Annotated in this window: 21 protein-coding genes; 18 read left to right on the top strand and 3 right to left on the bottom strand. The window is 61.5% G+C overall.

Annotated features, from left to right (window positions below):
• Positions 1-7: 7 nt before the first annotated feature.
• Complete coding sequence (locus ABVN20_RS28400) at positions 8-796, top strand: hypothetical protein (protein WP_368559103.1); 789 nt, start codon at positions 8-10, stop codon at positions 794-796.
• 1,492 nt (positions 797-2,288) lie between these two features.
• Here the strand turns inward: ABVN20_RS28400 and prmB are convergent.
• Positions 2,289-3,197 (bottom strand): 50S ribosomal protein L3 N(5)-glutamine methyltransferase, encoded by a 909-nt coding sequence (gene prmB, locus ABVN20_RS28395; RefSeq protein ID WP_368559102.1) that lies wholly within the window; start codon positions 3,195-3,197, stop codon positions 2,289-2,291.
• A gap of 239 nt (positions 3,198-3,436) precedes the next feature.
• Here prmB and ABVN20_RS28390 point away from each other — a divergent pair, with 239 nt between their 5' ends.
• The 5 genes from ABVN20_RS28390 (at position 3,437) to ABVN20_RS28370 (ending at position 6,221) form a co-directional block, all read left to right on the top strand.
• Complete coding sequence (locus tag ABVN20_RS28390; protein ID WP_368559101.1) at positions 3,437-4,027, top strand: cysteine hydrolase family protein; 591 nt, start codon at positions 3,437-3,439, stop codon at positions 4,025-4,027.
• A 131-nt stretch (positions 4,028-4,158) separates the two neighbouring features.
• Positions 4,159-4,479 carry a hypothetical protein gene (locus tag ABVN20_RS28385; protein WP_368559100.1) on the top strand — a complete coding sequence of 107 codons (321 nt, stop codon included), beginning with the start codon at positions 4,159-4,161 and terminating at the stop codon, positions 4,477-4,479.
• An 88-nt stretch (positions 4,480-4,567) separates the two neighbouring features.
• A complete protein-coding gene (locus tag ABVN20_RS28380; RefSeq protein WP_368559099.1) occupies positions 4,568-5,125 on the top strand; it encodes a Smr/MutS family protein in 558 nt (185 codons plus the stop codon).
• A gap of 77 nt (positions 5,126-5,202) precedes the next feature.
• The gene (gene folE, locus ABVN20_RS28375) at positions 5,203-5,748 is read left to right on the top strand and encodes a GTP cyclohydrolase I FolE (protein ID WP_003204506.1); all 546 of its coding nucleotides are present in this window, start codon (positions 5,203-5,205) and stop codon (positions 5,746-5,748) included.
• A 101-nt stretch (positions 5,749-5,849) separates the two neighbouring features.
• Positions 5,850-6,221: a glutathione S-transferase N-terminal domain-containing protein gene (locus tag ABVN20_RS28370; protein ID WP_368559098.1), complete on the top strand. Its 372-nt coding sequence runs from the start codon at positions 5,850-5,852 to the stop codon at positions 6,219-6,221.
• A 119-nt stretch (positions 6,222-6,340) separates the two neighbouring features.
• On the opposite strand, the gene ABVN20_RS28365 is transcribed toward ABVN20_RS28370, so the two are convergent.
• Complete coding sequence (locus ABVN20_RS28365; RefSeq protein ID WP_368559097.1) at positions 6,341-7,507, bottom strand: PLP-dependent aminotransferase family protein; 1,167 nt, start codon at positions 7,505-7,507, stop codon at positions 6,341-6,343.
• An 82-nt stretch (positions 7,508-7,589) separates the two neighbouring features.
• On the opposite strand from ABVN20_RS28365, the gene ABVN20_RS28360 reads away from it, so the two are divergent.
• The 6 genes from ABVN20_RS28360 to ABVN20_RS28335 all read left to right on the top strand — a co-directional run bounded on the left by ABVN20_RS28360 (position 7,590) and on the right by ABVN20_RS28335 (position 17,011).
• Complete coding sequence (locus tag ABVN20_RS28360) at positions 7,590-8,036, top strand: MarR family winged helix-turn-helix transcriptional regulator (RefSeq protein WP_368559096.1); 447 nt, start codon at positions 7,590-7,592, stop codon at positions 8,034-8,036.
• A 330-nt stretch (positions 8,037-8,366) separates the two neighbouring features.
• Positions 8,367-9,686, top strand: a complete 1,320-nt coding sequence (locus tag ABVN20_RS28355) for an NCS2 family permease (RefSeq protein WP_368559420.1) — start codon at positions 8,367-8,369, stop codon at positions 9,684-9,686.
• A 66-nt stretch (positions 9,687-9,752) separates the two neighbouring features.
• Positions 9,753-10,382, top strand: coding sequence for a LysE family translocator (locus tag ABVN20_RS28350; RefSeq protein WP_368559095.1), 630 nt, complete (start codon positions 9,753-9,755; stop codon positions 10,380-10,382).
• Between the two features lie 151 nt (positions 10,383-10,533).
• Entirely contained in the window at positions 10,534-13,785 is a 3,252-nt protein-coding gene (locus ABVN20_RS28345; protein WP_368559094.1) for a calcium-binding protein, read from the top strand.
• A gap of 165 nt (positions 13,786-13,950) precedes the next feature.
• On the top strand, positions 13,951-15,477 hold the full coding sequence (locus ABVN20_RS28340; RefSeq protein ID WP_368559093.1) for a hypothetical protein: 1,527 nt from the start codon (positions 13,951-13,953) through the stop codon (positions 15,475-15,477).
• A 73-nt stretch (positions 15,478-15,550) separates the two neighbouring features.
• Positions 15,551-17,011, top strand: coding sequence for a hypothetical protein (locus ABVN20_RS28335; protein WP_368559092.1), 1,461 nt, complete (start codon positions 15,551-15,553; stop codon positions 17,009-17,011).
• 444 nt (positions 17,012-17,455) lie between these two features.
• Here ABVN20_RS28335 and uraH read toward each other — a convergent pair whose 3' ends face one another.
• Positions 17,456-17,809, bottom strand: coding sequence for a hydroxyisourate hydrolase (gene uraH / locus ABVN20_RS28330; RefSeq protein ID WP_368559091.1), 354 nt, complete (start codon positions 17,807-17,809; stop codon positions 17,456-17,458).
• 424 nt (positions 17,810-18,233) lie between these two features.
• On the opposite strand from uraH, the gene puuE reads away from it, so the two are divergent.
• The 6 genes from puuE to ABVN20_RS28300 all read left to right on the top strand — a co-directional run bounded on the left by puuE (position 18,234) and on the right by ABVN20_RS28300 (position 24,287).
• Positions 18,234-19,160 carry an allantoinase PuuE gene (puuE, locus tag ABVN20_RS28325; RefSeq protein WP_368559090.1) on the top strand — a complete coding sequence of 309 codons (927 nt, stop codon included), beginning with the start codon at positions 18,234-18,236 and terminating at the stop codon, positions 19,158-19,160.
• Positions 19,157-19,672 (top strand): 2-oxo-4-hydroxy-4-carboxy-5-ureidoimidazoline decarboxylase, encoded by a 516-nt coding sequence (gene uraD / locus ABVN20_RS28320; protein WP_368559089.1) that lies wholly within the window; start codon positions 19,157-19,159, stop codon positions 19,670-19,672. The genes puuE and uraD overlap by 4 nt, the downstream gene beginning before the upstream one ends.
• An 86-nt stretch (positions 19,673-19,758) precedes the next feature.
• The gene (gene alc / locus ABVN20_RS28315; protein WP_368559088.1) at positions 19,759-20,754 is read left to right on the top strand and encodes an allantoicase; all 996 of its coding nucleotides are present in this window, start codon (positions 19,759-19,761) and stop codon (positions 20,752-20,754) included.
• 122 nt (positions 20,755-20,876) lie between these two features.
• Positions 20,877-21,380, top strand: coding sequence for an ureidoglycolate lyase (locus ABVN20_RS28310; protein ID WP_368559087.1), 504 nt, complete (start codon positions 20,877-20,879; stop codon positions 21,378-21,380).
• 51 nt (positions 21,381-21,431) lie between these two features.
• The gene (locus ABVN20_RS28305; protein WP_368559086.1) at positions 21,432-22,736 is read left to right on the top strand and encodes a urate hydroxylase PuuD; all 1,305 of its coding nucleotides are present in this window, start codon (positions 21,432-21,434) and stop codon (positions 22,734-22,736) included.
• A gap of 192 nt (positions 22,737-22,928) precedes the next feature.
• On the top strand, positions 22,929-24,287 hold the full coding sequence (locus tag ABVN20_RS28300) for a nucleobase:cation symporter-2 family protein (RefSeq protein ID WP_368559085.1): 1,359 nt from the start codon (positions 22,929-22,931) through the stop codon (positions 24,285-24,287).
• Positions 24,288-24,300: the final 13 nt, after the last annotated feature.

Below are 24,300 nucleotides of genomic sequence, written 5' to 3'. Positions count from 1 at the left end.
CGCCGTTATGACCGATACCCAGACTTCACCCGACACCACCGCTGAAAAAGAAGCACCGCCAGCGGTCGAGCTGCCCTGGGCAGACGTCCACGTCGAGCACCACAAGATGCTCCGCCTGGCGCCGTTGCAGACCGACCGCAACACCGGCGGGCGGCCACTGCGCTTCGTCGAGTTCGGCTACGCCGAGCGCAATGACAAGAAGCACAGCCTGCTGCGCATGACCATCTCCCTGCCCGGCCAGCGTGTGCGCAAGGAACAGAATCATCTGGACGTGTGGGTCGATCACGCCGAAAAGCGCGTGCATTTCGAACCGGAGAGCCTGCAGATCGAGCCGATGAACCGGGGTATCGGCCGCTATCTGGCCGCCCAGGGCATCAGTTGGGCGAAAAAGCGCTGGCCGACGTACACCTTCGACGGCACCGACCTGAATAACAAGGACGCCCTCAACGAAGACACCCGCCTGCGCCGCGATCATTTTCTGCGCATGCATGGCTTTGACGTGGTGTATGCCGATGCCCAACATCTCAAGGGCAGCGTCAAGGCCGCGCGGATCGGCGACCTGCTGACGGACTGGAACACGGAAAAACTGCAACAGGTGGAAATCCTCGAAGCCGCGCAGATGCTCCAGCAGGCCGAGCAGAACCTGGCCGAGCAGGAAGTGAAGCTTCGCAAGCATGAGGAAAAGGTCAGCAAGTACAAGCGTGAGGACGCTGGGCTGCGTTTTACCATTACTTGCCTGGTGGCGTTTGCGGTGTTTCAGGCGGGGTTGTTGATCTGGATTGCTACGCATCGTTGAGGCTCGCGCTGGCGGCCTGCAGGTGTACATATCCATTCTTGCGGTAACGGCCGCCTAAGGTTCCGCCCTTACGGCGGATTACTCTGTAGGAGCGGGCTTGCCCGCGATGGCGTCTTTACGGATGTACATATCCATTCCTGCGGTAACCGCCGCTTAGGGTTCCGCCCTTACGGCGGGTGACTCTGTGGGAGCGGGCTTGCCCGCGATGGCGACCTTACGGGTGTACATATCCGTTTCTGCGGTAACGGCCACTCAAGGTTCCGCCCTTACGGCGGGTTACTTTGTCGCGCCAAAGTAACCAAAACGCCCGGCCCCTGACGTACGGCCCTTCGCTGACGCTCAGGGTTCCCTCGCTCCGGTCCCGCTCCGTGGGCCCGCCGCCATCGGCCATCCTTGGCCGAGGGCGGCTAACCCGGCATCCATGCCGGGTTGCCCACTACGCAGAACCTCCACTCGGCCTTCCGACGGGGCAATCTTCGTCGCCTGGTAATTCTCGGTCAGAAGCTCAAGATCAAAAGCACAACGCCCTTCCCCTGTGGGAGCGAGCCTGCTCGCGATGGTAGCCCAGACACCGCAGGCATCCAGACAGCCCGCGTCATCGTTAACGACCATCGCGAGCAAGCCCGCTCCCACAAAAGATCAAGATCAAAAGCCGAGCACGCCCCCCTGTAGGAGCGAGCTTGCTCGCGATGGTAGCCCAGACACCGCAGGCATCCAGACAGCCCGCGTCATCGTTAACGACCATCGCGAGCAAGCCCGCTCCCACAAAAGATCAAGATCAAAAGCCGAGCACGACCCCCTGTAGGAGCGAGCTTGCTCGCGATGGTAGCCCAGACACCGCAGGCTCCCAGACAGCCCGCGTCATCGTTCACGACCATCGCGAGCAGGCTCGCCCCCACAGAAGATCAAAATCAAAAGCCGAGCACGACCCCCTGTAGGAGCGAGCTTGCTCGCGATGGTAGCCCAGACACCGCAGGCATCCAGACAGCCCGCGTCACTGTTGACGACCATCGCGAGCAAGCTCGCCCCCACAGAAGATCAAAATCAAAAGCCGAGCACGACCCCCTGTAGGAGCGAGCTTGCTCGCGATGGTAGCCCAGACACCGCAGGCATCCAGACAGCCCGCGTCACTGTTGACGACCATCGCGAGCAAGCTCGCTCCTACAGAAAGAAAAGCCGCGATCCCACAGGCGACGCAGATTGCCCCGTCGGAAGGCCGAGTGGAGGTTCTGCGTAGTGGGCAATCCGGCATGGATGCCGGGTTAGCCGCCCTCGGCCAAGGATGGCCGATGGCGGCGGGCCCACGGAGCAGGGCCGGAACGAGGGAACCCTGAGCGTCAGCGAAGGGCCGTACGTCAGGGGCCAAGCGTTTTGGTTACTTTGTCGCCCCAAAGTCACCCGCCGTAAGGGCGGAACCATTAGCGGCCGTTACGGCAGAATGGATATGTACACCGACAGGCCGCCATCGCGAGCAGGCTCGCTCCCACAGAGGTCAAACGCGCGAAGCGAACAGGGCCTGATGCTCCCGGCACTGTTGTGCCGTCAACATGAACACGCCATGCCCGCCGCGCTGGAAATCGAGCCAGGCGAAGTCGACTTCCGGGTACAGCGCTTCGACGTGCACCTGGCTGTTGCCCACTTCGACAATCAGCAAGCCCTTCTCGGTCAGGTGTTCCCCGGCCTCGGCCAGCATGCGCCGCACCAGGTTCAGGCCGTCATCGCCACACGCCAGGCCCAGTGCCGGTTCGTGTTGGTATTCCTGGGGCATGTCGGCGAAATCTTCCGCATCGACGTAGGGCGGGTTCGACACGATCAGGTCGAAACGTTGCCCTGGCAAACCATCGAAGCCATCGCCCTGGACCGTGTACACCCGCTCCTCGACGCCATGGCGTTCGATGTTGCGGTTGGCCACTTCCAGCGCTTCGAACGACAGGTCGCCCAGCACCACTTCGGCGTCCTGGAACTCGTAGGCGCAGGCGATGCCGATGCAGCCGGAGCCGGTGCACAGGTCGAGGATGCGCGCAGGTTCCGCGCCCAGCCAGGGGCTGAACTGCTTTTCGATCAGCTCGCCGATCGGGGAACGCGGGATCAGCACGCGCTCGTCGACAATGAACGGCAGGCCGCAGAACCAGGCCTCGCCGAGCAGGTAAGCGGTAGGAATACGCTCTTCGATGCGGCGCTTGAGCATGCGTTGCAGGCGCACCAGCTCATCGTCCTCGAGATTGCAGTCGAGGTAGGCATCGGAAATTTCCCACGGCAGGTGCAAGGCCCCCAACACCAGTTGGCGCGCTTCGTCCCACGCGTTGTCGGTGCCATGGCCGAAAAACAGATCCTCCCCATGGAAGCGGCTGACGGCCCAACGGATATGGTCACGCAGGGTACGAAGTCGGGAAGTGATCACAGCGGCAAACTCCAGAAAAAACGACAGGCGATTCTAACAGCCAAAACGCGCGACGACGACGCAGGAAAAACTTCGGCATCGACGTAGGACTTCTCCATTTTTTGTGCTGGCTATTGAACAAAACGAGGATCTTGACAACGCTGTAAGCCAGCAACGACGGCCCCTGCGTTGGTAGCGATTCACAGAAACGCTCAGCCAGAGGACAATGTCGCAAAAGCCCCACCCGAAGGAGCCCCAGAATGTCCGTTCCAAAAACGATGTTTCAACTCAGTGGCCGCGGTTATGCCGCCGCCAATCTGAGTCATGCGACGCTTGTGATCATCGATGCCCAGAAAGAGTACCTCAGCGGCCCGCTGGCCCTGAGCGGCATGGATGCTGCCGTCGCGAACATCAAGCAACTGGTGACCGCGGCCCGCGCTGCCGGCCGCCCCATTGTGCATGTGCGCCACCTTGGCACCGTCGGCGGGCTGTTCGACCCGCAGGGCGAGCGCGGTGAGTTCATCCCCGGCCTGGAGCCGCAGGCCGACGAGACCATCATCGGCAAGTTGCTGCCGAGCGCATTCCACGGCACCGAACTGCTCGAACGCCTGCAGAACCTGGGTTCCCTCGACCTGATCGTGTGTGGATTCATGAGCCACTCCAGTGTCAGCACCACCGTGCGCGCCGCGAAGAACCTGGGTTTTCGCTGCACCCTGGTTGAAGACGCCTGTGCTACCCGCGATTTGCCCTACAAGGGCGGCGTGTTGAGCGCCGACCACGTTCAACAGACCGAAATGGCGATCATGGCCGACAACTTCGCCACCCTCGCCCTGACCCGCGATCTGATCTGATCGCCGCACGATGAGCGGTTTATGCCGCCGCTCATCCGCTAAAGCCGCCCGTTAGCCGTAATTGTCATAGCCTCAGGAACATCCCGGTCAACTTCCGGTCGAAGGGCCGATACCCATTGAGGAAGGTCGGAATGAAGCTATCCGATGGATTTGACGCTCGCCGCTTGCGGCCCAAAGGCCAAAGCAACTGGCGATTTAGAATAGGTGCAGCCTTCGCTGCACTGCTGGCAACCTGCGGGGTCCTGCTGGCCATGGCCGGGGCCGCCAGCCTGCTCGGGCGCCCGCCCGCACTGGGCGAACTGAATGCCAGCCCACTGGGCTCGGCCATCATCCTGGCCGTTGGCCTGTTCGTACTTTACCTGGGCGTGTGGCTGTGGCGTCGCTGCCGTCGCCGTGCGCGCCAGTCCCGCGAGCTGAACATGTCGCCGCACCTGATGAAAAAACACGATTGAAAATGACGGCCTGGCATTACGGCAGGCCGCAATTGTTATCGGTCATGTCTGGACTTGGGTAAACTGGCCGCCCTTCGCGGAGGCTGACATGCAAGACGACGATTTTTCCCTGTTCAAAAGTGCCATCCAAGGCGTCAAGCCGATCAAGCACGACCGCGCCGACACCGGCAAACCCAAGGCTGACCGCGCACAGATCGCCAAGCTGCGCCAGGCCGCCACCGTGCGCACCGATGCCACCCAGGTTGACGGCCTGTCCGACCAGTTCGTGATCGACGTCGGCCCGGAAGACGAGCTGATGTGGGCGCGCGACGGTGTGCAGGAAAGCCAGATGCGCAAGCTCAAGATCGGCCAGATCCCGTTCGAAGGCAGCCTCGACCTGCACGGCATGAGCGTGGAAAAAGCCCGGGAAACCCTCTGGGCATTCCTCGCCGAAGCGACCCAGCTGGAAGTCCGTTGCGTGCGCGTCACCCACGGCAAGGCCGTGCGCCTGGACGGCAAGCGGCCGATGATCAAAAGTCACGTCAACACCTGGCTGCGTCAGCATCCGCAGGTGCTTGGTTTCACCTCCTGCCAGGCGAAACATGGCGGTGCCGGAGCGCTGTACGTGATGCTCAAACGCACCATGATGGAGGGTCGCGACGAATAATCCCGTTGCGACACGCTTGCAGCGCCGTGTTTGCCGCCGTACCCTTGCCCTTTGCGTAAAATCCCACAGGTAGTTTCATGTCCCTGGAACAGAATTACACCGCGATCCTCGGCCAACTCGGCGAGGACGTCTCCCGCGAGGGCCTGCTCGACACACCGAAGCGTGCCGCCAAAGCCATGCAGTACCTCTGCCGCGGTTATGAGCAGACACTGGAAGAAGTCACCAACGGTGCCTTGTTCAGCTCCGACAACAGCGAAATGGTGCTGGTCAAAGACATCGAGCTGTACTCGTTGTGCGAACACCACTTGCTGCCCTTCATCGGCAAGGCCCACGTCGCCTACATCCCGAGTGGCAAGGTGCTGGGCCTGTCCAAGGTCGCGCGGATCGTCGACATGTACGCCCGCCGCCTGCAGATCCAGGAAAACCTCAGCCGCCAGATCGCCGATGCGGTCCAGCAGGTCACCGGCGCCCTGGGCGTTGCGGTGGTGATCGAGGCCAAGCACATGTGCATGATGATGCGCGGTGTCGAGAAGCAGAACTCGTCGATGATCACTTCGGTGATGCTCGGTGAGTTCCGCGAAAACGCGGCCACCCGCAGCGAATTCCTCAGCCTGATCAAGTAATTCGCCCGCACAGGAAAACCGGCGTTCATCGCCGGTTTTTTTTCGCCGCCGAAAAATCAGGTAAGCTGCGCGCCTTCTTTTGCCCTCGTGAGGCTTGTCTCGTGTTCGTCAAAGCACTTCGTGTCGGCCTCGGCCAACTGATCATCTTCATCGACTTCATCACCCGTCCCGGCAAGAAGCAGCGCCCTGCTGCCGCCCAAGCCCAGGTCGAAGCGGCCGCCAAGGACCTGACCCTGTACCAGTTCCACGCCTGCCCGTTCTGCGTGAAAACCCGCCGCACCCTGCGCCGCCTGAACGTGCCGGTGGCCCTGCGTGACGCGAAGAACAACGAACAGGATCGCCAGACGCTGCTGGAACAGGGCGGCAAGATCAAGGTGCCGTGCCTGCGCATCGAAGAGAACGGGCAGACCACCTGGATGTATGAGTCCAAGGTGATCATTGATTATCTGGATAAGCGGTTTGCTGCGGTCTGAGATTTTTGCAGTGAATTGAAGTCAGTCATCGCGAGCAGGCTCGCTCCCACAGGGGAACACCGTCCAAACTGTGGGAGCGAGCCTGCTCGCGATGAGGCCAACACAGCCGCTACAAATCCTCAGGCCGCCTCAGCCGCCTGCGCCTGCCGCACCACCGCTGCCAACCGCTTGAGCCCCTCCCCCAACCGCGCCGGTTCGATATGGCTGAAGTTCAGCCGCAAATACCCAAGATGCCGATCCGGCTCAGGGAAAAACGGTTCGCCCGGCATGAACGCCACATCCGCCGCCAGTGCCGCGTTGAGCAAGGTGCGCGTATCCAGCGGCTGCTTGAGCGTCAGCCAGAAAAACAGCCCGCCCTGGGGCACCTGCCACTCGGCCAGGTCAGCGAAATGCTCTTGCAGCGCCCTTTCGAACGTATCCCGCCGCACCCGGTAAAAATCCCGAAGCTCACTCAAGTGCTGCTGGTATTTTTCCGAGCCGATCCATTGCAGCGCCTGCCACTGGCCGAGGCGATTGGTGTGCAGGTCGGCCGATTGCTTGAGCTTGAGCAGGTGCGGTAACAGGTCCGGGCTGGCGATCAGGTAACCCACCCGCAGCCCCGGCAACAAGGTTTTCGACACGGTGCCAGTGTAGATCCAGCTGGCTTTGTGCAAGCGACTGACGATCGGTGTGGCGTTGCCACCATCGAAGGTCAGCTCGCGATACGGCTCGTCTTCGATCAGGGTCACGCCGAATTCATCCAGCAGCGCTGCGACCGCATCGCGCTTGGCCTCGCTGTAGCGCACCGCCGACGGGTTCTGGAACGTCGGGATCAGGTAGATGAACGCCGGCCGGTGTTTTTCCAGGCGACTGCGCAGGGCCGCCAGGTCCGGGCCATCCGCCTCTTGCGGCACAGTGATGCAGTCGGCGCCGAACAACTGGAAGATCTGCAACGCGGCCAGGTAGGTCGGCGCTTCGAGAAGAATCTCGGTGCCTTGGTCGATGTACAGCTTGGCCGCCAGGTCCAGGGTCTGCTGCGAACCGCTGACCACCAGAACCTGGCTGGCCTCGCACGGCACCCCCAGCGCCCGCGCCTGCGCCGCCAGGGCTTCGCGCAACGCCGGCTCGCCTTCGCTCATGCCGTACTGGCCGATGCTCGCGGGCATGTCGTCCCACTCGACCTTGGGCAGCATCGCCTCGGCCGGCAGGCCACCGGCGAACGACATCACCTCCGGACGCTGGGCCGCGGCCAGGATTTCACGGATGAGAGAACTTTTGAGGCGCGAGACACGTTCGGAAAATGCCATGGGAGTCACCGGTAGCGAGGCCGTGGGGAAATGAGTCAAACTGCTTGACCGAAATTACGACAACCCGAACGGATACGTCAACATGCTTGACCTTAAAAATCCCGCTTCCCAGCAGCAGGCCATGGAAGCGTTCTTCTTCGGCTACCAGGCGTTTACCGCCAAGGCCGATGAAATGCTCGAGCGTCGCGGCCTCAGCCGGGTGCACCAGCGCATCGTGTTTTTCATCGCCCGCTACCCCAACCTCAGCGTCAAGGAGTTGCTGGCGCTGCTGGGCGTGACCAAGCAGGCGTTGAACATTCCCCTGCGTCAGTTGGTGGAGATGAACCTGGTGAACAGCGTCGCCAGCGAGACCGACAAGCGTAAACGCCTGCTGGAGCTGACCGTGGAGGGGGCGAAGTTCGAACAGGCGCTGCGGCGTGAGCAGGTGAAGTTGCTGGAGAGGGTGTTTGCCGAGGCTGGGGAGGCGGCGGTGAATGGGTGGATGGCGGTGAATATGGGGTTGGGAAGGAGTCAGGGGGTGGCGGAGTAAGCGTTTTTACCGGGCCCCTTCTGCTGGCTGTCAGATCATCGCGAGCAGGCTCGCTCCCACAGTTGACCCCGTTCCTCCTGTGGGAGCGAGCCTGCTCGCGAGCTTTTATATCCCTATCGCCATAAATTTCGTCGACAAAACCAAAAACATTATTTGCTTTATTTGTATACAAAAGCATAATCCATTGCGTGCGAGTTCCTGACCAAGCAGTCAACAAATTCGCAGATACCTCAAAGGGCTGCTGCCACCCCATGGGTCCGGCCCTGGAAATAACAATAAAACTCTTGAGGAGTCACCGCTGTGGAAAGCCGCAAATCCGAAGCCCCGACGCTGGAACTCTCGCCGCCGTTACGCAATGGCTGGCTGGAGCGCATCTTCAAACTCTCCTTGCATGGCACCACGGTGAAGACCGAGCTGATCGCCGGCCTGACGACCTTCATCACCATGGCCTACATCATTTTCGTCAACCCCAACATCATGGCCGACGCCGGCATCGACCACGGCGCCGCCTTCGTCGCCACCTGCATCGCCGCCGCCCTGGGTTGCCTGTTGATGGGCCTGTACGCCAACTGGCCCGTCGGCCTGGCGCCAGGCATGGGCCTCAATGCGTTCTTCACCTACACCGTGGTCGGCACCATGGGCTACAACTGGGAAACGGCCCTGGGTGCGGTGTTCGTCTCCGGCGTGCTGTTCATGATCCTGACCTTTTCCAGGATCCGCGAATGGCTGCTCAACAGCATCCCGGTCAGCCTGCGGCACGCCATGGGCGCCGGTGTCGGTCTGTTCCTGGGGCTGATCGGCCTGAAAACCGCGGGCATCGTCGTCGATAGCCCGGCCACCCTGATCAAACTCGGCTCGTTCCACGAACCGGGCCCGCTGCTGGCGGCCATCTGCTTCTTGATGATCGCCGTGCTCAGCTACCACAAGGTGTTCGGCGCCATTCTCATCAGCATCATCACCGTGACGCTGGCCGGTTGGGGCCTGGGCGTGGTGCATTACGAAGGGATCATGTCGGCCCCGCCGAGCCTGGCCCCGACCTGGATGGCCATGAACGTCGCCGGCGTGTTCAACGTCAGCATGATCAGCGTGGTGCTGGCCTTCCTGTTCGTGCACATGTTCGACACCGCCGGCACCCTGATGGGCGTGGCCCAGCGTGCCAATCTGGTGAACGCGGAAGGTCGCATCGAAAACCTGTCCCGGGCGATGAAGGCCGACAGCGCCTCCAGCGTGTTCGGCGCGGTGGTCGGTGTGCCGCCGGTGACCAGCTACGTGGAAAGTGCCGCTGGCGTGGCCGCCGGTGGCCGCACCGGCCTGACCGCCGTGGTCGTCGGCCTGCTGTTCATCGCCGCCATGTTCTTCGCCCCGCTGGCCGGCATGATCCCCGCCTACGCCACCGCTGGCGCCTTGATCTACGTGGCGATGCTGATGATGGGCGGCATGGCGCACATCGAATGGGACGAAGCCACCGACAGCATTCCGGCCATCGTCACGGCAATCATGATGCCGCTGACCTTCTCGGTCGCCGACGGCATCGCCCTGGGCTTCATCACCTACGTGGCGCTGAAGGCGGGCACCGGCAAGTACAAGGAGATTTCCGTCAGCCTGTGGGTGCTCTGCGCGATCTTCATCGCCAAGTTCATCTTCCTGTAAGGCTTACAGGATCGAAAACAGCCTCACCCCGTCGGGTGAGGCTTTTGTGCATAAGGAGCAAAAGTAATGAGTCTGGAAACCTGGCTGTTGTTCAGCGGTGCTGCCCTGGTGGTGATCCTGATCCCGGGGCCGCTGTCGTTGCTGATGATCAGCAACAGCCTGAATTACGGCCTGCGCCGTTCATACCCGGCGTTTCTCGGTGGCGTCAGCGCCTCGATCTGCCTGCTCAGCGCCTCGGCCCTGGGGCTGGGCGCGTTGCTGCTGGCGTCGGAACAGCTGTTCAGCGCCCTGAAAATCGTCGGCGCGCTGTACCTGTTCTACCTCGCCTGGCAGAGCTGGCAGCAATCGCGCCAACCCTCCCACGGCGCCGAAGTGCCCCAGGCTGCCGCCGTGCCACGCTTTCGCGCGTTGTTCGGGCGGGCTTTCATGCTGGGCGCCAGCAACCCCAAGGACATTCTGTTTTTTGCCGCTTTCCTGCCGCAGTTCCTCAGTGCCGAACAACCATTCCTGCCCCAACTGCTGGTGATGATCGCCACCTGGACCGTGCTGGATTTGCTCTGCAAGCTCGCCTACGGGCTCGGCGCCCACGGCGCGGCGCGGTATTTGCGCTCGGGCAAGGGCCAGAGCTGGTTCAACCGTGTCAGCGCCGGTCTGTTCGGTGGCGCCGGTGCGGCCTCGTTGTTGAGCGGACACTGACCAACGCCCCACCCGGTCGCGGCGTCACGGGTGGGGCTTCATACCGTAATCAACCGAAACAGATGCACTACATAGTTATCGCTTGACCCTCCTCTCGCTTCCCTAAAGTCCGGGCCAGTGTTTTGTACCCACGCCCAACAAGGAAGCTTCCATGGCAAAAATCATTTCCCCGGCCGATGAACTCGGCTACGACGCGGTAAAAATCTCGGACGTCGAACCACCGAACCTTTCGACCACCGACCAGGAAGTCTACGACTTCATCCGCAGCAACGGCGCCTCTGCCGCGCAAGATCCGCCCCCTCGATCCGCGCAAAAGCGCGAACGGGCACTGCGCGCCCTCGACCAGTATTACGGACCGATCGCCCTCGGCCACTTCACCGTCAGCCGCCTGGAGTTGCACGAGCTCAACGCCACGGTCCACGGCGAAGCGCTGGACATCGGCAACTGCAATTTCCGTCACACGCCGCAATCGTTCATTGATGGCCTGCAACTCAACCCGGTCGATGTCGAGAGCCGGATGTGGGCGACCGGCAATGTCGGCAACTACACCATCCCCACGTTGCTGTTCGAGATCGCCACGCACCGTTCGGTCAGCGCCCCGCCGCTGCTCAACGAGTCATCGGGCACTCAGGCGCAGAAGCTCGACCGCCTGCTGCGCGCGGCGCAGAAACTGGATATGCACGATATCCGTCTGCCCGAGAATGTCCCGGGCTGGGTCGACAAGCAAAAGAGCAAAGTGGTCAACAGCATGGGCGTCGGCCTGCAGGCGTTCGGCATCTACAGCGGCCTGATGGGAATCAACGATGCCATCAAGCGCCGCGACGGCACGGAAGCGGCCATCAATGCCGGCGCGATTGTCACGGAAGTCGGCTCGCTGATCATCGAACGTGGCCTGGTGAAGACGGCGCAGACGCTGATCGAGCAGAGCGCGCAAATCTATCAAGGCTTCGCCAAAACCCAGTTCGGCCTGCACCTGTCGCGCTCGGCGGGCCTGATCGCGGGTGCCTTGACGCTGCCGTTCGACGTTTATTTTGCGGTCAAGGCGTTGAACGACGCGGCCCGGACCACCGGCAAGCAGGCACTGGATCATTACGTGGCCGCGGGGATGAACCTGACCAGCGCCGCCCTGACCCTGATCCTCGGCACCGCCGCCCTCGCCGGCTTCGCCCACGCGGGCCCTGCGGGCATCGCCGCGGCGGCAATTCTGATCGCCGGCTCGCAGATCTACAGCGCCGTGCGCCAGGTGGATGACATTGACGACTACATCGAGTTGAGCATTGATGAACGGTTGGTCACCGGGTTTCTGGCGTTCATCAACCAGACCCCGCCGCAACGTATCCAGGATCGCTACACCCTCGCCGTCGCCACCGACCAGTATTCGAAAAGTCTCACCCGCAGGGCCCGCAAATGGCTGAACGGCGAGATGAAGGACAGCATCGACGCCATCGTCAATGGCAAGTTCAAGGTCGACCTGCGGGCCACGCAAGTCTTCTGGTTCGAGCACGATGCCCAGGGGCGCGAAACCACGCCGTCCAAGGAAATCCGCTTGCCGACGGTGGAGGACACCAATGACACGATCGACGCGCGCGGGGGACTGCCCTCGGACCTGTCCGGCGTGGTCAAAGGCACGGCGGGCGATTCGAAGGCGACGCTGTGGCTGCTCGGCGGCGGCAAGGACACCATCATCGGCGTCGAAAAGAAGGCCAACCACTTCAGCTTCGGCACCGGCTCCAAACACCTGACCGGTGGGGAAAAGGATGACCGCTTCCTGTTCGAAGGCGCCAGCCAGGCGCTGAAGGGTGCCGCGCCCAAGGAGGTGCAGAACTTTCTCGTGGGCGAACAGGGCAACGATACGCTGGTGCTCCAGGGCCGGCTGGACAGCCGTGAACCTTCGATACACAGCGGTTTCGAGATCAATCTGCAAACCGGCCGCATCAACCTGCTGGACCAGGCCGGCACGCCCTCCGCCACGGCCCATACCACCCTGGAGAACATCGAAAACATCGAGACGCTGGCCGGGGCGAACAGCATTGTCACCGGCTCCAGCGAGGCCAACCGCATCGTCGCCCGGGGCCATGACCGGATCGACGCCGGCGCGGGTGACGACACGATCTACTTGATGGGCGGCTATGGCCAGGACTCGGGTGGCGCCGGCAAGGACCAGTATTACCTCGCGCACAAAAGCGGCACCGTCATCCTCACCGAAGACGCCCACGAAGAAAGCGTGATCATCATGGACTGGCCATTTGAAAACATTCAGAAATGGTCGATCAATGACACCTCGCTGGAGGTCACTTCGCTGTGCGGCAAGGACGGCGAATGGCCAGAGCAAAAGCTGATCATCAAAGACGTTTACCGGGTGGAGCACGGCAAACGCCTGTTCCAGGAGCAGAAACTGCGCTTCATCAGCGTGGACGGCTTTCAACTGACGCCGGACTTTCCCGCTGAAATCAGCGGCAGCGCCAATCAGAATCTGAACGTGTTGATCCTGGCCAAAGGCACGCGCCCGTCACCGACGATCATCACCGCGCCTGAACATGACATGGCATCCGGTAAAACTTCGCACTATTACATTGATCGCGACATCAGCCGGAGCCTCTTCAAGATCAACAAAAAGGATGACAAGACCCTCAGCACCGTTCATATCGACTGCAACAATGCGGAACTTACCCAGGCGCAGGCTACTTACACGGTTACGGTCGACAACCAGAATGGTAACCACTATTTAAACTACAGTAACTTCCACCTGAAGCTGCACTTCTCGGATAAAACCATCGAATTCGAAAACCTCGCCAGCACAGCGTCCAATACTTATACGGATGTCCATAACACTTCATACCGGGTCAAAGGCCTGGTGCTGAATCAAGCGATCAACCTGACACTGCGTGACGGCGTTTCTTATCGAATCAAACTTCCGTCGCCTCGTTATGCCGATGATGTGCAACTACCCGGGGTCAAACACCTCGATGGCCAGTTGATGCTGGATAAGCGCACTGGCGACTACCTGCTGCTCAAACCCGAAAACAGCCGGCCCATCGTCTTGCAAGCACGCCGCCAGCGCGTGGAATTCCCCGCGCAGGCGCAGAACACCGTGACGGTGCTGGAAGGCAAAGGCTCGACCTATGAGGTTCATCTTCACGCCGACACCATCCTGCGCATTGCCACACCCGATGCATTGAAGAAAACCTCCGACGCGTCCACATGGCGCTTCCATGTCAGCTTCCAGGACCCGGCCAACATCAAGTTGATGGACAACAAACTGCTGATTGGTCGCACGATTGTCCATCTGCCGGAAGATCAAAGTGGCGATACGCCTGTTGAACAAATCTACGTCATCACTTCATCCGGCGCCCAATATGTCGTCGACTTGCTCTTCCAGCAAGTTTACCGATACGCCGAATGAACGAGTCAGGCTTATTAACCGCACTTCAATAAATGGCGTGCGATACATAGTTACCGCTCAACTCCGTTAAATACCGGCGATATTAATTGGCGCCCTGTTCTGGAACTTTATCCGGAACAGGCACGCCTTGTTTATGCACTTATTATTTATGAATGGAATCAAACCATGAAACCGCCAAAAAAAGTTCCAAGACCCCTGACACCGGATGACGGCTCGACACCCCGTCGCGAACTGCCGGACTCCAGCCTGCCCGGACGTCTTCCCGATGTGCCGTCGATCGACGGTACAACCGGAAACAGACATGTAGAGGGCGGCGCGGACAACACCCCACAGCAACCACGCGTCGAGGTGTCGACGGTCGACGACGCCGTTACCAGCTCCACCACCCCACCCTCCGAGATCACCTTTCTGCCGTCCTTTCTGGTCAACGGTTTATCCGCGCCCCTGGCCGATGGATTACGTTACGGCAACCGACGCACGATCTACGCCGAAATCGAGAATGAGGGCATTACCCTGGTCCGACTCGATACGGACGGGCAATTGCGTGCCGCCTCGATCAACCAGTTGAACGCGACCGGGCCGCTGCTCGAACGAGTCGGTACAAGCGCTTTCTGGCGCCGAAAAATCACCGACGAGCAACCGGGGCCGAGCCGCAAGCGACCACGCCTTGACAGCGATTCGTCGGACGCCGATGCGCTGGCCGCGGATCTGCTGGTGGGCGATCCCCAGCCGCTGGATCTGTCTCCAAAGCCATGGCGCAACTGGGGAAGCTCGACCAGGCCGAGCGCGTCCGAATCCATTGAAGTCGATGGCCTGCACTATTCCGTGGTACCCCACGGCTCGCCCGAGCTGACCAACATCGCCTATCTGCAGAACCCGCGCTTTACGCCCTCCGGTTTTGACGCATTCGAGCAGATGCTGCGTGTCGACGCCACGCTGCAACCGCGCTGGGCACTGAAACGCAATGGCCGCTGGGAAGTGCTGGAAAGCCACCTGCCCTTCGAGAAAAGCCTGAAAGCGTATGTCACCGAATCGTACAAGGATTTGACCGATGCTTCGTCCACGGCAGTGGCCAGGACCGTCTTCAACCGGGCCAACCATGCCGAGGTGATCGACGCCTTTGGCCTGTCGACCATGAAACAGGCCTTTCGCAACTGGACGAACCCTCGTATACGCCTGCCCCGAACGGACCTGGCCGACCCGCTGCTGATGCTGCCGGCCATCCCGCGAAAACTGGGCAACGGCTGGGTCACGGTGCTGCCGGAGGCATCCAGCTCGGCGCTGCGGCGACTGGAACTCAACCCCGATCACTTCCCGGAGCAATGGCGTACGTTCGCCGACGATCCCTCCAACCTGAACCTCAAGCAATTGGTCAGTACGGTACTGGTGCGCAATGGCTATGAAGTCTTTCCACTGTCCAGCGATCACCAGGGGCCGACGCTGGTGTTTACCCGTCCCAATCATGACTGGGTGTTTTTCCTCAAGCTGGGGCGTGTCAATGGCGACGCTATCCGCCAGATCACCCCTTCCGGTGCAGAGCTTTCCGACCCGCAGTTGTCGCTGCGCATCGGCGAAGCCGCGCGGACCAGACTGCTCAGCGCCTATGACCAGAACAAAGTGGTGTGGCTGCTGGGTGGCACCCAGATCACGTCGGCGGATGTCCACTCCGTGTTCCTGATCAGGGAAGGCTGATTGTCCACGCGCCCCTCTCGCCGGCCCTGCCGGCGAGAACCGCACCCTCCGTTTTCACAAGAGTCCGTTTTCCATGAGACCCAAACATCCCCCTCGCCCCAAAGCCCCCGGTCCGTCGATCGAGGGGCCCGCCGGCACACGCGAGCTGGCCCCGGATTACCTGCCCACGCGCCCTGGCTATCTGCCGGGGCACGATGCCGACCCTCTGGCCGGGCATCGCCTGCCGGAACACACACAAATACCCGGCGCCCAGGCGACCGCTGTTGCAATCAGCGACCTGCCGCCGGAAACCCACGTCACCCGAATCAGCCTCGGTTACCCCATCAGCAACTACTACCTGCCGCCCAGACTGGTCGAGCGGCTGCCCGCCGCGGACCCGCAGACCGGACTGCGCACCCTCATTGCCGGGCGCCACTATGTCGATCTGGCAGACGGCGGCACGGTACTGCTGGGAGCGGATGCGCAAGGTCAACTGCGCGCCCGGCAACCTTCGGAACTGGTGCCGTCCGGGCCCCGGATCGAGCTCGTGCCGGGGTCACACCTTTGGCGGCAAGTGCTGACGCCTTCGCTTCCCTGGGAACACTGGGGAATCTCCCGACAACAACTGTCGCCCCAGGACATCATCATCGACGGCAAGTACTACAGGACCCTGCCGCGCGGTAACCCGGCCGATCACCCCATTGCCTACATCAAGAACCCCGACCATCCGCTCTACGATTTCGACCTGTTGCAGGGCATCCTGCGCCATGATGCGGACCAGCAGCCCCGGGGCGCCATCCGGATTCCACCCACGCAGCATTGGCAGATCGACCCGACGCTGCCTTTCGAGCGCCCGCTGGACGAACCGGTGGCCGGGTATTTTCCGTGGCTTTCGCAGGCTTCGGCACAGAATGTCGCGCGCCAGCAGTTTGTCCTCGCCAATGGTTCGGACACGGCCACCGAGGCCGGGATCACCACGTTGCGGCAAGTGTTCAACGACTGGAAAACCGGGACCCCGAGCCCCAAGCCGGAACTGGCCGACCCGCTGCTGATGCTGCCGATCACCCCCACCATTGCCGGCCATGGGGCCGCGCGAATACTGGAACTGCCGCACCCGGCCAACCTGGGGCCGCTGCGGCGATTGACCTTCGATCCAAGCAAATTCCACAGGGAATGGGATTACTTCACCAGCACCCAGTACGCCGGTGATCTCAAGCGTTTCATGCGCAACCTGCTGATCAGCCATGGCTATACGGTGTTCGAACCCACGTCCGCACAGACCTACGCTTCGCTGGTGTTCCAACGCAGCGGGCATGATTTTGTGTACCACATGACATTGCATCGCGCGCATGGCAAACGCGTGCACATTCAGGAAAATGCCAGGGATGGGCTCAACCCCCTGCGCCTGCCGGAACTGATCGGCGCGCCAGCGACGCAGGTCCTGCAGGCGGCCGATGCAGTGGACAAAGTGGTCTGGCTCAAGGGTGGCAGCCACATATCGCTGGACCACGAAAACTCGGTCTTCATCATGCGCACCGCTGATCCAAGGCAATAACGCTGAAACCTGACACCCCGCGGTGCCCGAGCGTCCATCGCGAGCAAGCCCGCTCCCACAGAGGATCCGCATGACCTGTAGGAGCGAGCTTGCTCGCGATGGGGCCGGCACATGCAACATCCTCAGCGCCTGACACACCGCCATCGCGAGCAGGCTCGCTCCCACAATGGATCCGCGCGACCTGTAGGAGCGAGCACGCTCGCGATGGGGCCGGCACATGCAACATCTTCAACGCCTGACACACCGTCATCGCGAGCACGCTCGCGATGGGGCCGGCACATGCAACATCTTCAGCGCCTGACACACCGTCATCGCGAGCAAGCTCGCTCCTACAGGGGGCTGCGTCGTTTTTTGGGGCAAAAAAAAGCCCGCAGTGTGGGCGGGCTAAAAACCAAGGAAGCTCTATGCGCAGTCGCTTCAAGGTAGAGGTAGCTGCTTGGGGGATCAGCTGCCTCGATACGTGGAATAGCTGTATGGGGAAATCAGTAAAGGCACGTGGTAGTGATCCTGCTCGGCAGAGATGCCGAACCGCAGCACCACCACATCCAGGAACGCCGGTTCCGGCAATTGCACGCCACGGGCGCGGTAGTAGTCGCCGGCATGGAACTGCACCTGGTAAACCCCGGTGCGGTAGTCATCGCCCTGCAGCAGCGGCGCATCGACACGGCCATCGCTGTTGGTGATCGCGCTGGCGACCAGCTCCAGTTGCGCACCTTCGACGCGGTACAGCTCGACCTTGATCGAGCTGCCTGGGCAACCGTGTGCAGCGTCCAAAACGTGTGTTGTCAAACGTCCCATTGATTCTGCGCGCCTGCCTGCCCGGAGCAGTCAGGTCACGCGCCTCCCGAAGTCAGTTGAAAGGAGCCCGACGCCATTCGGAGTACCAAAAGCGCCGGCGAGTGATTGATTAAGACATTTTTCAAAAAAATTGTACACAATAAAAACGACATTTTTCCAGCAAGCCGCGCCACCCGCTCATTTCACCAGTTTGCCAACGAGCCATACAGGCAGCGGACCTTTCATCCATAAGCTGACCAATCGGCCAGCTTTTTTGCTAATTTGTACTCAGGACAGCCAAAGAACCCGGTGGATGAAAAATGCGAAAATGTGGGCTTACAAAATGATTATAAAGTTGTATACAATCAGCCCATCGCAGTGACGCCGGCCTCAATCTCCTTGCGCAGGCCCGCCACGCCAACCACTAACAAGAAGGAAGACTGCAGTGAGCGCTGACTATCCTCGCGACCTGATCGGTTACGGCAGTAACCCTCCGCACCCGCACTGGCCGGGCAATGCCCGCATCGCCCTGTCGTTCGTGCTCAACTACGAGGAAGGCGGCGAACGCAACATCCTGCACGGTGACAAGGAGTCCGAAGCCTTCCTGTCCGAGATGGTCGCCGCCCAGCCGTTGCAGGGCGCGCGCAACATGAGCATGGAGTCGCTCTACGAGTATGGCAGCCGTACCGGCGTGTGGCGGATTCTCAACCTGTTCAAGCAGTTCGACATCCCGCTGACGATCTTCGCCGTGGCCATGGCCGCCCAGCGTCACCCGGATGTGATCCGCGCCATGGTCCAGGCCGGCCACGAGATCTGCAGCCACGGCTATCGCTGGATCGACTACCAGTACATGGACGAAGCCCAGGAGCGCGAGCACATGCTCGAAGCGATCCGCATCCTCACCGAGATCAGCGGCGAGCGTCCGCTGGGCTGGTACACCGGCCGCACCGGCCCGAATACCCGCCGGCTGGTGATGGAGGAAGGCGGCTTCCTCTACGACAGCGACACCTACGACGACGACCTGCCCTACTGGGAACCGAACACCCCGACCGGCAAGCCGCACCTGGTGATCCCGTACACCCTGGACACCAACGACATGCGCTTCACCCAGGTCCAGGGTTTCAACAAGGGCGACGATTTCTTCGAATACCTCAAGGACGCCTTCGACGTGCTCTACGCCGAGGGTGCCGAGGCGCCGAAAATGCTCTCGATCGGCCTGCACTGCCGCCTGATCGGCCGTCCGGCGCGCCTGGCCTCGCTCAAGCGCTTCATCGAATACGCCAAGAGTCATGAACAGGTGTGGTTCAGCCGCCGCGTCGACATTGCCCGCCACTGGCATCAAACCCACCCGTACAAAGGGGCTGCCCAATGAGCACCTTTCAAACCCTCCAACCATCGACCTTGAGCCGCGACGCCTTTGTCGCCGCTTTCGCCGACATCTACGAACACTCGCCATGGGTGGCCGAAAAGGCCTTCGACCTGGGCCAGGACGCTTCGATCGACCAGATCGAAACCCTGCACCAGCGCATGAGCGACATCCTGTTGAGCGCCGATCATGCCAGCCAACTGGCGCTGATCAACGCTCACCCGGACCTGGCTGGCAAAGCGGCCATCCAGGGCCAACTGACCGAAGCCAGCACCAACGAACAGGCTGGCGCCGGTATTCACCAATGCACGGCCGAAGAGTTCCAGCGCTTCACCGAGCTGAACGACGCCTACAAGGCCAAGTTCAAGTTTCCCTTCATCATGGCGGTAAAAGGCAGCAACCGGCATCAGATCCTCGCGGCGTTCGAAACGCGCATCCACAACCCGGTCGACATCGAGTTCAAGTGCGCGCTGGCAGAGATCAACAAGATTGCCCTGTTCCGATTACTGACCCTATAGCAAGCCTTGCCCGAGTGCCTAAAACGCACAGGTACCCAGGGCACCGCGAGCATCCCAAGCCAACTAATTAAAGGCAGACAAGAAGAATGAAAGCTTACGCCGTACCTTTCGAGAAGTTCGTCAACCTGGCCGACGCCCGCCTGGGCACCAAGATCATCTCGGTCACCGATGACTGGTTCGCCGACGCCAACCGCCTGTTCCAACCGACCCCGGCCGTCTGGAAGGAAGGCGTGTTCGACGACAACGGCAAGTGGATGGATGGCTGGGAGTCGCGCCGCAAGCGCTTCGAAGGCTACGACAGCGCGGTGATTCGCCTCGGCGTGCCGGGCTCGATCAAGGGCGTGGACATCGACACCTCATTCTTCACCGGCAACTTCCCGCCATCGGCGTCCCTGGAAGCCTGCTTCCTGGCCGAAGGCGAGCCGAACGAAAACACCCAGTGGGTTGAAGTGCTGTCGGCCGTCGAGCTGCAGGGCAACAGCCACCACTACCACGAGATCCACAACGACCAGGCGTTCAGCCACCTGCGCTTCAACATCTACCCCGATGGCGGCGTGGCTCGCCTGCGCGTGTACGGCGTACCGTTCCGCGACTGGTCGGCGATTGGCGACAACGAACAGGTCGACCTGGCCGCGGCCCTCAACGGTGGCCGTGCCCTGGCCTGCTCCGACGAGCACTTCGGCCGCATGAGCAACATCTTGAACCCTGGCCGTGGCATCAACATGGGCGATGGCTGGGAAACCGCCCGTCGTCGCACGCCAGGCAATGACTGGGTGATCGTCGCCCTGGGCCATGCCGGCGAAGTCGAGAAAGTCATCGTCGACACCCTGCACTTCAAGGGCAACTACCCGGACAGCTGCTCGATTCAGGGCGCTTTCGTCAAGGGCGGCACCGACAGCCAGATCGAAACCCAGTCGCTGTTCTGGCGCGAACTGCTGCCAAGCCAGAAGCTGGAAATGCACGCCGAACACACCTTCGCCGAGCAGATCAAGGCCCTGGGCCCGATCACCCACATCCGCCTGAACGTGTTCCCGGATGGTGGTGTGAGTCGCCTGCGGGTTTTGGGTAAGGTCGCCAAGTAAGCATTGAACCCAATCGCGAGCAGGCTCGCCCCCACAAGGGCCAGGTGCACACAACCCCTGTAGGAGCGGGCTTGCCCGCGATAGCAATAGAACCAACAACATAGAATTCGGAAAAGAACAGCATGCGCACACTGACGATTGAACCGCTGACCAAAGAAGCCTTCGCCCCTTTCGGTGACGTGATCGAAACCGACGGCAGCGACCACTTCATGATCAACAACGGTTCGACCATGCGCTTTCATAAACTGGCGACGGTCGAAACCGCCACGCCAGAAGACCACGCCATCATCAGCATCTTCCGCGCCGACGCGCAGGACATGCCGCTGACCGTGAGCATGCTGGAACGCCATCCGCTGGGCAGCCAGGCTTTCATTCCGCTGCTCGGCAACCCCTTTCTGATCGTGGTCGCGCCACTTGGCGATGTACCTGTATCAGGCTTGGTCCGCGCCTTCGTCACCAACGGCAGGCAGGGCATCAATTACCATCGCGGCGTCTGGCACCACCCGGTGCTGACGATCGAAAAGCGGGATGACTTCCTGGTGGTTGATCGCAGTGGCACAGGCAATAACTGCGATGAGCATTTCTTCAAAGAGGATGAGCGTTTGATCCTCGCCCCCCACCAATAAGAGAAGGTCTGATCACTCGACAACAAGAGTGACAGGCGAGAGGTAAAGACTGTGGAAGCACATCTGTTGGAATGGCTGAACCTGAGCATTCGCTGGGTTCATATGATTACCGGTGTGGCCTGGATCGGCGCGTCGTTCTATTTCGTCTGGCTGGAAAACAACCTCAACCGGGTCAACCCGAAAACCGGCCTGGCCGGCGACCTGTGGGCGATCCACGGCGGCGGCATCTATCACCTGGAAAAATACAAGCTGGCCCCTCCCTCCATGCCGGACAACCTGCACTGGTTCAAATGGGAAGCCTACTTCACCTGGATGTCGGGTATCGCGCTGCTGTGCGTGGTGTTCTACTCCAACCCGACGCTCTACCTGCTGGCCCCGGGCAGCACCCTGAGCGGCCCTGAAGGCGTGGCCATCGGTCTGGGCTCGCTGTTCATCGGCTGGTTCATCTACTCCTTCCTCTGCGACTCGGCCCTGGGCAAACGCCCTGCCCTGCTCGGCTTCATCCTGTTCGTGCTGATCATCGGCGCCGCCTACGGCTTCAGCAAGGTGTTCAGTGGTCGTGGTGCCTACCTGCATGTCGGCGCCCTGATCGGCACCATCATGGTCGGCAACGTGTTCCGCATCATCATGCCGGCGCAGCGCGCTCTGGTAGCGGCCATCGCCGAGAACCGCACGCCAGACCCGGCATTGCCGGCCAAGGGCCTGCTGCGTTCGCGCCACAACAACTACTTCACCCTGCCCGTGCTGTTCATCATGATCAGCAACCACTTCCCGAGCACTTACGGCAGCCAGTACAACTGGCTGATCCTGGCCGGGATCGCGATTTTCGCGGTGCTGGTGCGTCACTACTTCAACACCCGTCATGACAGCCACAAGTTCGCCTGGACCCTGCCGGTGGCAGCGGTGGGCATGATCTGCCTGGCCTACGTGACCGGTCCGAAGCCGATGTCCAGCGCCCCGGAAGTGGCCAAGGCACCCGCGGCCATCGAGTACCAGCCACTGCCGGAAACGGCGCTGGGCGGCGGCTTGAAGCCGGCTGAAGCGAAACCTGCCGAGGCACCGGCGCAAGCTCCTGCACAAGCGTCCAACGCCGGCCCCGGTTTCGACAAGGTCCACAGCGTGATCCAGGAACGTTGCGCGGTCTGCCACTCGGCCAAACCGACCAGCCCGCTGTTCAGCGCGGCCCCGGCCGGTGTGATGCTCGACACCCCCGAGCAGATCCGCCAGAACGCCGCACGGATCCAGGCCCAGGCCGTCGCCACCCAGATCATGCCATTGGGCAACATCACCCAGATGACGCAGCAGGAGCGCGACCTGATCGGGGCGTGGATTGTCCAGGGGGCGCAGACCAATTAAGCCGTAAAAGCATCGCGGGCAAGCCCGCTCCTACAGGACACGCAACAACCCTGTAGGAGCGAGCTTGCTCGCGATGAGGTCAATGGATTCAACATCACATTGCCTGACCTGACGCTTTCGCGAGCAAGCCCGCTCCCACCGGGGTCTGCTTGATGCAAAACACACAAGAATAAAAAAGATCCGAGGTGTTGCATGTCCGAGCTCTCCAAAGCACGCATCCCCGACGCACCCGCCATCCAGCGTTTGCCCCTTTTGCAGCTGATCCTGGTCGGCCTGCAACATGTCTTGCTCATGTACGGCGGCGCCATTGCGGTGCCGCTGATCATCGGACAGGCCGCCGGCCTGAGTCGTGACGAAATCGCCTTCCTGATCAACGCCGACCTGCTGGTGGCCGGTATCGCCACCATCGTGCAATCCCTCGGCATCGGCCCCATGGGCATCCGCATGCCGGTGATGATGGGCGCCAGTTTTGCCGCGGTCGGCAGCATGGTAGCCATGGCCGGCATGCCCGGGATCGGCCTGCAAGGAATCTTCGGCGCCACCATCGCCGCCGGTTTCTTTGGCGTGCTGATTGCCCCGTTCATGTCCAAGGTGGTGCGGTTCTTTCCGCCCCTGGTGACCGGTACTGTCATCACCTCGATCGGTTTGTCGCTGTTTCCCGTTGCCGTCAACTGGGCCGGTGGCGGCGCCCAGGCCGCGCAATTCGGCTCGCCCATCTACCTGGCCATTGCCGCACTGGTGCTGGCCACCATCCTGCTGGTGCATCGCTTCATGCGCGGGTTCTGGGTGAACATTTCCGTGCTGATCGGCATGTGCCTGGGCTACGCCGTTTGCGGCGTCATCGGCATGGTCGACCTGGGCGGCATGGCCCAGGCGCCCTGGCTGCAAATCGTCACCCCGCTGCATTTCGGCATGCCCAAATTCGAACTCGCACCGATCCTGTCGATGTGCCTGGTGGTGGTGATCATTTTCGTCGAGTCCACCGGGATGTTCCTCGCGCTGGGCAAGATCACCGGTCAGGAAGTCTGCCCACGGATGCTGCGGCGCGGCCTGTTGTGCGATGCCGGCGCGTCGTTCTTCGCCGGTTTCTTCAACACCTTCACCCATTCCTCGTTCGCCCAGAACATCGGCCTGGTGCAGATGACCGGCGTACGCTGCCGTTCGGTGACCATCGTCGCCGGCGGCCTGCTGATCGTCCTCAGCCTGCTGCCCAAGGCCGCGTTCCTGGTGGCCTCGATTCCGCCAGCGGTGCTCGGTGGCGCGGCGATCGCGATGTTCGGCATGGTCGCCGCCACGGGCATCAAGATTCTGCAGGAAGCCGACATTGCCGACCGCCGCAACCAGTTGCTGGTGGCCGTGAGCATCGGCATGGGCCTGATCCCGGTGGTGCGCCCGGAGTTTTTCGCCCACCTGCCGCTGTGGATGAGCCCGATCACCCATAGCGGCATCGCCATGGCCACGATCAGCGCCCTGGTGCTGAACCTGCTGTTCAACATCCTTGGCGGCAAGGAACGCGCCGCAGTCAACGACTGCCACGCCCACTCTCATTGATTGAACAGGCACC

The organism is Pseudomonas sp. MYb118 (genome assembly GCF_040947875.1).
Classification (GTDB): Bacteria; Pseudomonadota; Gammaproteobacteria; order Pseudomonadales; family Pseudomonadaceae; genus Aquipseudomonas.
The sequence above is the reverse complement of the archived record's forward strand: the minus strand, read 5'-3'. Positions and strand labels throughout refer to the sequence as shown.